Source organism: Stenotrophomonas sp. STEN063, from assembly GCF_056854515.1.
Genome location: NZ_JBXFWF010000110.1, coordinates 1 through 7,700, shown reverse-complemented (window position 1 = coordinate 7,700; position 7,700 = coordinate 1). Strand labels below are relative to the sequence as shown.

At 62.9% G+C, this 7,700-nt stretch carries 9 protein-coding genes; all 9 read left to right on the top strand.

Going from position 1 to position 7,700, the window contains the following annotated elements:
• Positions 1 to 386: 386 nt before the first annotated feature.
• The 9 genes from AC1VWL_RS18850 to AC1VWL_RS18810 all read left to right on the top strand — a co-directional run bounded on the left by AC1VWL_RS18850 (position 387) and on the right by AC1VWL_RS18810 (position 7,549).
• Entirely contained in the window at positions 387 to 752 is a 366-nt protein-coding gene (locus AC1VWL_RS18850) for a hypothetical protein (RefSeq protein ID WP_482987693.1), read from the top strand.
• Positions 753 to 776: 24 nt separating this feature from the next.
• Positions 777 to 1,574, top strand: coding sequence for a F0F1 ATP synthase subunit A (gene atpB / locus AC1VWL_RS18845; protein WP_282273293.1), 798 nt, complete (start codon positions 777 to 779; stop codon positions 1,572 to 1,574).
• A 75-nt stretch (positions 1,575 to 1,649) separates the two neighbouring features.
• Positions 1,650 to 1,952 carry a F0F1 ATP synthase subunit C gene (atpE, locus tag AC1VWL_RS18840; protein ID WP_054661978.1) on the top strand — a complete coding sequence of 101 codons (303 nt, stop codon included), beginning with the start codon at positions 1,650 to 1,652 and terminating at the stop codon, positions 1,950 to 1,952.
• Positions 1,953 to 2,063: 111 nt separating this feature from the next.
• Positions 2,064 to 2,534: a F0F1 ATP synthase subunit B gene (locus AC1VWL_RS18835; protein ID WP_282272812.1), complete on the top strand. Its 471-nt coding sequence runs from the start codon at positions 2,064 to 2,066 to the stop codon at positions 2,532 to 2,534.
• A 3-nt stretch (positions 2,535 to 2,537) separates the two neighbouring features.
• A complete protein-coding gene (locus AC1VWL_RS18830) occupies positions 2,538 to 3,065 on the top strand; it encodes a F0F1 ATP synthase subunit delta (protein ID WP_293715042.1) in 528 nt (175 codons plus the stop codon).
• Positions 3,066 to 3,109: 44 nt separating this feature from the next.
• On the top strand, positions 3,110 to 4,657 hold the full coding sequence (atpA, locus tag AC1VWL_RS18825) for a F0F1 ATP synthase subunit alpha (RefSeq protein WP_282272809.1): 1,548 nt from the start codon (positions 3,110 to 3,112) through the stop codon (positions 4,655 to 4,657).
• Positions 4,658 to 4,734: 77 nt separating this feature from the next.
• Entirely contained in the window at positions 4,735 to 5,598 is an 864-nt protein-coding gene (atpG, locus tag AC1VWL_RS18820) for a F0F1 ATP synthase subunit gamma (protein ID WP_057626866.1), read from the top strand.
• Positions 5,599 to 5,636: 38 nt separating this feature from the next.
• Positions 5,637 to 7,043: a F0F1 ATP synthase subunit beta gene (gene atpD, locus AC1VWL_RS18815; RefSeq protein WP_282272807.1), complete on the top strand. Its 1,407-nt coding sequence runs from the start codon at positions 5,637 to 5,639 to the stop codon at positions 7,041 to 7,043.
• Between the two features lie 83 nt (positions 7,044 to 7,126).
• On the top strand, positions 7,127 to 7,549 hold the full coding sequence (locus AC1VWL_RS18810; protein WP_057626868.1) for a F0F1 ATP synthase subunit epsilon: 423 nt from the start codon (positions 7,127 to 7,129) through the stop codon (positions 7,547 to 7,549).
• Positions 7,550 to 7,700: the final 151 nt, after the last annotated feature.

The window sequence follows — 7,700 nt, the reverse complement described above, 5'->3', positions numbered from 1 at the left end:
TTGGTGTTCGATCTCGGGCCGCGCGCGGGCCAGCATTTGGGTCGCCGGGCCGAACTTGGGGCGTGGGGGGGCCGCCGTGGGGGGGCGCCACCACCTCACCCGAGTCCGCGCACCCACCCGACGAGGTAGCGGATTGCCGACTGCAGCTGTCTGACCGGCGGGGCAGTGGGAAGTTCCCGTGTTGCAGTGCAATATTTATTGTCCCGCAACCTGGACCGTTGCTTGGGCAGCGGGGGAAAAAACGTGATATTGCGGCCACTTGCATAGTCAAATGGGGACAAATGCCGGTTGTCTCGCAAATTGTCCCGCTGTTATACTTTCGCGGCTCGACGAGACGCCTTTGCGCGATTCGGCTCTTCCCTTTACCTGAAGCAGGACACTTTGACGTGCTGAACTCCGTTGACGCGGGTCGGCGACTGATGTTGCGCGCCGCGGTATACCCGCTGGCCGCAGTGGTGGTCCTGGCTCTGGCCTTCCTCTTCGTGGGGCCAAAGCATGCGCTGGGCGCCCTTGTATCGGGCCTGGCGGTGGTGGCAGGGACGGCGCTGGCCGCGTGGGTAGGGCTCGGTGGCGGCGTTCAGGCCGCTGGTTCAGCAATGATCCGCCTGTTCCTGGGGTTCATGCTGAAGATTGTGCTGATTGTTGCCGTGCTGGGAATGGCTTTTTTCTGGTGGCGACTTCCTCCTTTGGCTCTGCTGGCGGCAATTCCAGTGGCGCTGATGTTCCAGGTTCTGGCTCTGGCCAGACGTTGATTCACTCATAAAGGTTCCGGACACATGGCGGGCGAGGCTCTAACTCCTACCACGTACATCCAGCATCACCTGCAGAATCTGACCGCTCCGGTCGGTGAGGGCGGTGGTTTCTGGATGATCCACGTCGATACCATCGTCACCGCGGTCCTGATGGGCCTGCTGATGGTGTTCGCCTTCTGGATGGCAACCCGCAAGGCCACGGCTGGTGTGCCGGGCAAGTGGCAGGCGTTCGTTGAAATCTGCCTGGAGTTCGTTGACCGCCAGGCCAAGGACACCTACCACGGCAAGAGCAAGCTGATCACGCCCATCGCGATCACCATCTTCTTCTGGATCCTGTTGATGAACCTCATCAAGATGATCCCGGCCGATTTCATCGCCAAGCCGCTGGAGCTGGCAGGCATCCACTACTGGAAGCCGGTGCCGACCGCCGACGTCAATGCCACCCTGGGCATGTCGATCAGCGTGTTCATCCTGATGATCTTCTTCGCGCTGAAGTCCAAGGGCATCGGCGGCTTCGTCAAGGAATTCCTGACGGCTCCGTTCGGCAAGTGGATGATGCCGTTCAACCTGATCCTCAACATCGTCGAGTGGCTGAGCAAGCCGATCTCCCTGGCGATGCGACTGTTCGGCAACATGTTCGGCGGCGAAATCGTTTTCCTGCTGATCTGGGTGCTGGGCGGTGCCGGCGTGTTCGGTGCCGTTGCCGGTGGCGTGTTCGGCTTCGGCTGGATGCTGTTCCACCTGCTGGTGATCCCGCTGCAGGCCTTCATCTTCATGATGTTGACCATCGTGTACTTGAGCCTGTCGGAAGACAGTCACTAAAGTTACAAGCTTCACCCAGTTTCAACCTTCATCCGTTTCATCACCCTTAGCTACTTAAAGTTCCTGGAGATAACCATGTACTTCGCCGTCCTGACCAACCTCGCCCAAGTTCAGAGCTCCACCGCCCTTGCCGTCGGCATCATGATCGGCCTGGCCGCACTGGGCGCTGGCCTCGGTCTGGCCATCATGGCTGGTAAGTTCCTGGAGTCGGCCGCTCGCCAGCCGGAACTGATCCCGGTCCTGCAGGTCCGCATGTTCATCACCGCCGGCCTGATCGACGCCGCGTTCATCATCTCGGTCGCCGTTGGCCTGCTGCTGGCCTTCGCAAACCCGCTGGCTGCTGCCCTGCTGGCCGAAGCCGCCAAGCTGGCAGGCTGATCCAGCTGCAGTGAGACGGTCGGGTGCCTGTCGGCACCCGACTTCGGATGAAGGTTCGGTTGTGCCGCCACGGCGGCGCAGCCACCCCCGACACCAGCGATCGAGCTAATCATGAATATCAATCTCACCCTCTTTGCACAGGCCCTGGCCTTTGCTTTGCTGATCTGGATCATCGCGACCAAGATCTGGCCGCCGTTGTTGAAGGCCATTGAAGAGCGCCAGCAGAAGATCGCTGAGGGCTTGGCCGCTGCCGACCGCAGCCAGAAAGATCTGGCGCAGGCGGAAGTAAAGGTCAACGAGGCACTGAAAGAAGCCCGTGGCAAGGCCAACGAGATCATCGACCAGGCGCATGCCCGCGCGAACCAGATCGTTGAAGCCGCCAAGAACGAAGCCATCGCCGAAGCCACCCGCCAGAAAGAACTGGCCCAGGCTGAAATCGACGCTGCCGCCAACCGTGCCCGTGAAGATCTGCGCAAGCAGGTGTCCGCCCTGGCCGTGACCGGTGCCGAAAAGCTGCTCAAGCGCGAAATCGATGCCAACGCCCACAAGGCGCTGCTCGACGAGCTGGCTGCGGAGATCTGATCGATGAGCCAGGCCCTCACGCTTGCCCGCCCGTACGCCCGCGCCGCTTTCGCGATTGCGCGTGAGGAAGGCAAGTTCGCGCCGTGGTCGGACGCGCTTGCGTTCTCCGCCCGCGTTGCAGCCGATCCGCGCGTGTCGGCCTTGCTGTCGAATCCGCAGCTGAGCCGCGGCGATGCCGTCGCCCTGCTGACCCCGGACGCGACCAGCGAGACCTACGGTCGCTTCCTGGCCCTGCTGGCCGAAGGCCGCCGCCTGCAGCAACTGCCGGAAATCTCCGGTCTGTTCGAGCAGCTGCGCGCTGAAGCCGAACACGTGGTCAAGGCCACCGTCACCTCGGCCGCCGAACTGTCGGGCGAGGAACTGGACAAGATCAAGGCTGCGCTGCGCAAGCGTTTCGGCCGCGACGTCGAGGTATCGACCGCGGTGGACGCTTCGCTGATCGGCGGCGCCGTGATCGATGCCGGCGACGTGGTCATCGATGGCTCGCTCAAGGGCAAGCTGTCGCGCCTGCAGACCGCGCTCGCACACTGAATTCACATTACCGTCCGGCCACAAGCCGGCACTAGGACTTGACGATGGCTACCACGCTCAACCCCTCTGAAATCAGCGAACTGATCAAGACCCGCATCGAGAAGGTCGCCCTGTCCGCGGAATCGCGCAACGAAGGCACCGTCACCAGCGTGTCCGACGGCATCGTGCGCATCTTCGGTCTGGCCGACGTGATGCAGGGCGAAATGATCGAACTGCCGAACAACACCTTTGCCTTGGCACTGAACCTGGAGCGCGACTCGGTCGGCGCCGTGGTCCTGGGCGACTACCAGAACCTGCGCGAAGGCGACGTGGCCAAGACCACCGGCCGCATCCTGGAAGTGCCGGTGGGCCCGGAAATGCTCGGCCGCGTTGTCAACGCGCTGGGTGAGCCGATCGACGGCAAGGGCCCGCTGGGCACCGCGCTGACCGCTCCGGTGGAGCGCGTTGCGCCGGGCGTGATCTGGCGCAAGTCGGTCGACCAGCCGGTGCAGACCGGTTACAAGTCGGTCGACTCCATGATCCCGATCGGCCGTGGCCAGCGCGAGCTGATCATCGGTGACCGCCAGACCGGCAAGACGGCCATGGCGATCGACGCCGTGATCAACCAGAAGGGCACCGGCATCAAGTGCGTGTACGTCGCGATCGGCCAGAAGGCCTCGACCGTGGCCAACATCGTGCGCAAGCTGGAAGAGAACGGCGCCCTGGCCCACACCGTGGTCGTGGCTGCCACCGCTTCCGAATCGGCTGCGATGCAGTACATCAGCGCCTACGCTGGCTGCACCATGGGTGAGTACTTCATGGACCGCGGCGAAGACGCCCTGATCGTGTACGACGATCTGTCCAAGCAGGCTGTTGCCTACCGCCAGATCTCGCTGCTGCTGAAGCGCCCGCCGGGCCGCGAAGCCTACCCGGGTGACGTGTTCTACCTGCACTCCCGCCTGCTCGAGCGCGCAGCTCGCGTGTCGGAAGAGTATGTGGAGAAGTTCACCAACGGCGCCGTCACCGGCAAGACCGGTTCGCTGACCGCACTGCCGATCATCGAAACCCAGGCTGGCGACGTGTCCGCCTTCGTTCCGACCAACGTGATCTCGATCACCGACGGCCAGATCTTCCTGGAAACCGACCTGTTCAACGCCGGTATCCGTCCGGCCGTCAACGCCGGTATCTCGGTGTCGCGCGTCGGTGGTTCGGCCCAGACCAAGATCATCAAGAAGCTGTCCGGCGGCATCCGTATCTCGCTGGCCCAGTACCGTGAGCTGGCTGCGTTCGCGCAGTTCGCCTCCGACCTTGACGAAGCCACCCGCAAGCAGCTGGAGCGCGGTCAGCGCGTCACCGAGCTGATGAAGCAGAAGCAGTACGCACCGATGTCGATCGCCGACCAGGCGCTGTCGATCTACGCCGTCAACGAGGGCTTCCTCGACGACGTGCCGGTCAACAAGCTGCTCTCGTTCGAAGCCGGCCTGCACGCCCACTTCGCCAACACCGCAGGTGAGTTGACCTCCAAGATCAACAGCACCGGCGCCTGGAACGACGACATCGAAGCTGCCTTCAAGAAGGGCATCGCCGATTTCAAGAGCACCGGCACCTGGTAAGAGCGTATGTAGAGCGGAGCCTTGCTCCGCTTCACACTGATAAAGCGGGGCATAGCCCCGCTCTACGGGAATAAGAGATGGCAAGCGGACGCGAAATCAAAACCAAGATCAAGAGCGTGCAGAACACCCGCAAGGTGACGCGCGCGCTCGAAATGGTCTCGGCCTCCAAGATCCGCAAGGCGCAGGATCGGATGAAGACCTCGCGTCCGTACGCGCAGGCGATGAAGCAGGTGATCGGTCACCTGGCCCAGGCCAGCACCGATTTCCAGCACCCGTTCCTGGTCGAGCGTGAGCAGGTCAAGCGCGTGGGTTACATCGTGATCTCCTCCGATCGCGGTCTGGCCGGCGGCCTGAACAACAACCTGTTCCGCAAGACGGTCGCGGAAATGCGTGACTGGCAGGACAAGGGCGCCGAGATCGACGTGGTGACCGTTGGCCAGAAGGCCGGCGCGTTCTTCCGTCGCGTCAACGTCAACATGGCCGCCTCGGTGGCCAACATCGGCGACCAGCCCAAGCTGGAAACGCTGATCGGCGTGATCAAGGTCATGCTGGATGCTTTCACCGAAGGCAAGGTTGACCGCGTCTACCTGGTCTACAACCGCTTCATCAACACGATGACGCAGAAGGCCAGCTTCGACCAGCTGCTGCCGTTGCCGGCCGCCGAAAAGCAGGTGGCTTCGCACGACTGGGATTACCTGTACGAGCCCGACGCGGCAACCGTGCTTGAGCACGTGATCACCCGCTACATCGAATCGTTGGTGTATCAGGCGGTGCTGGAGAATGTTGCCTCCGAGCACGCAGCTCGCATGGTGGCGATGAAGGCGGCAAGCGACAACGCGAACAAGATGATCGGAACCCTGCAGCTGGTCTACAACAAGGCCCGCCAGGCAGCGATCACCCAGGAAATCTCCGAAATCGTCAGCGGCGCGGCAGCGGTCTAACGCGCGCAGTCAACAGCACACATTTAGAGGATGCAGCAATGAGTCAGGGCAAGATCGTTCAGATCATCGGCGCGGTCGTCGACGTCGAATTCCCGCGCACCGACGTGCCGAAGGTGTACGACGCGCTGAAGGTCGACAACACCGAAATCACGCTGGAAGTCCAGCAGCAGCTGGGTGACGGTATCGTCCGCGCGATTGCGCTGGGTTCGACCGACGGCCTGAAGCGTGGCCTGGTTGCCACCAACACCAACCGCGCCATCTCGGTGCCGGTCGGCGCTGGCACCCTGGGCCGCATCATGGACGTGCTGGGTCGCCCGATCGACGAAGCCGGCCCGGTGCAGGCTTCGGACAGCTGGGAAATCCACCGTTCGGCCCCGTCGTATGAAGACCAGTCTTCCTCGACCGAGCTGCTGGAAACCGGCATCAAGGTCATCGACCTGATGTGCCCGTTCGCCAAGGGCGGCAAGGTCGGCCTGTTCGGCGGCGCCGGCGTCGGCAAGACCGTCAACATGATGGAGCTGATCAACAACATCGCCAAGGCGCACAGCGGCCTGTCCGTGTTCGCCGGCGTGGGTGAGCGTACCCGTGAGGGCAACGACTTCTACCACGAAATGAAGGACTCCAACGTCCTCGACAAGGTGGCGATGGTGTACGGCCAGATGAACGAGCCGCCGGGCAACCGTCTGCGCGTTGCACTGACCGGCCTGACCATGGCGGAGTACTTCCGTGATGAGAAGGACGCCAGCGGCAAGGGCAAGGACGTGCTGCTGTTCGTCGACAACATCTACCGCTACACCCTGGCCGGTACCGAAGTGTCGGCACTGCTGGGCCGTATGCCGTCGGCGGTGGGTTACCAGCCGACCCTGGCCGAGGAAATGGGCGTCCTGCAGGAGCGCATCACCTCGACCAAGTCCGGCTCGATCACCTCGATCCAGGCCGTGTACGTGCCCGCCGATGACTTGACCGATCCGTCGCCGGCCACCACGTTCGCCCACTTGGATTCGACCGTGACCCTGTCGCGTTCGATCGCCTCGCTGGGTATCTACCCGGCCGTGGATCCGCTGGACTCGACCTCGCGCCAGATGGACCCGCAGGTCATCGGTACCGAGCACTACGACACCGCACAGCGCGTCCAGCAGACCCTGCAGAAGTACAAGGAACTGAAGGACATCATTGCCATCCTGGGCATGGACGAACTCTCCCAGGAAGACAAGGAAGCCGTGTCGCGCGCCCGTAAGATCGAGCGCTTCTTCAGCCAGCCGTTCCACGTGGCCGAAGTGTTCACCGGCTCGCCGGGCAAGTACGTGCCGTTGAAGGACACCATCCGTGGCTTCAAGGCCATCGTCGATGGCGAATACGACCACCTGCCGGAGCAGGCGTTCTACATGGTCGGCGGCATCGAAGAAGCGGTCGAGAAGGCCAAGAAGATGGCTGAAAAGGCCTAATAACCACGTAGGGCGGAGCATGCTCCGCCCACGCGGCAACCTGCGGTGGGCGCAGGCCCACCCAACCAGGCGAAGAGAGATCCATGAGCACCATCCGTTGCGACATCGTCAGTGCCGAGCAGCAGATCTTCAGCGGCGAAGCGACCCTGGTCGTGGCCACCGGTGAGCTGGGCGAGCTGGGCATCGCGCCCAAGCACGCACCGCTGATCACCCGTCTGAAGCCGGGTAAGGTCGTGGTCACCACCGCTGCAGGCGAGCACCTGGATTTCGCCATTTCCGGCGGCATCCTGGAAGTACAGCCGCAGGTCGTTACCGTGCTGGCCGACACTGCCATCCGCGCCAGCGACATCGATGAAGCATCGGTGCGCAAGGCCAAGGAAGAAGCAGAGCGCGTGCTGGCACACCGTGGCGAAGCCATGGAACTGGCCGAGGCACAGCAGAAGCTGGCCGAAGTCACCGCCCAGCTGCAAGCCCTGGAGCGCCTGCGCCGCAACCTCAAACACTGAGGATTGCAGCAGCATCAAGAAAAACGCCGGCCAACGCCGGCGTTTTTTTTGCACGAGCTGTTGTAGTGGGGGGGGCCGCGCGCGGGATAGGAGCCGCGCATACAGCAAGAGAAACCACGGATGCAGCCCCCGGGCGGCCAGCACGCACAGG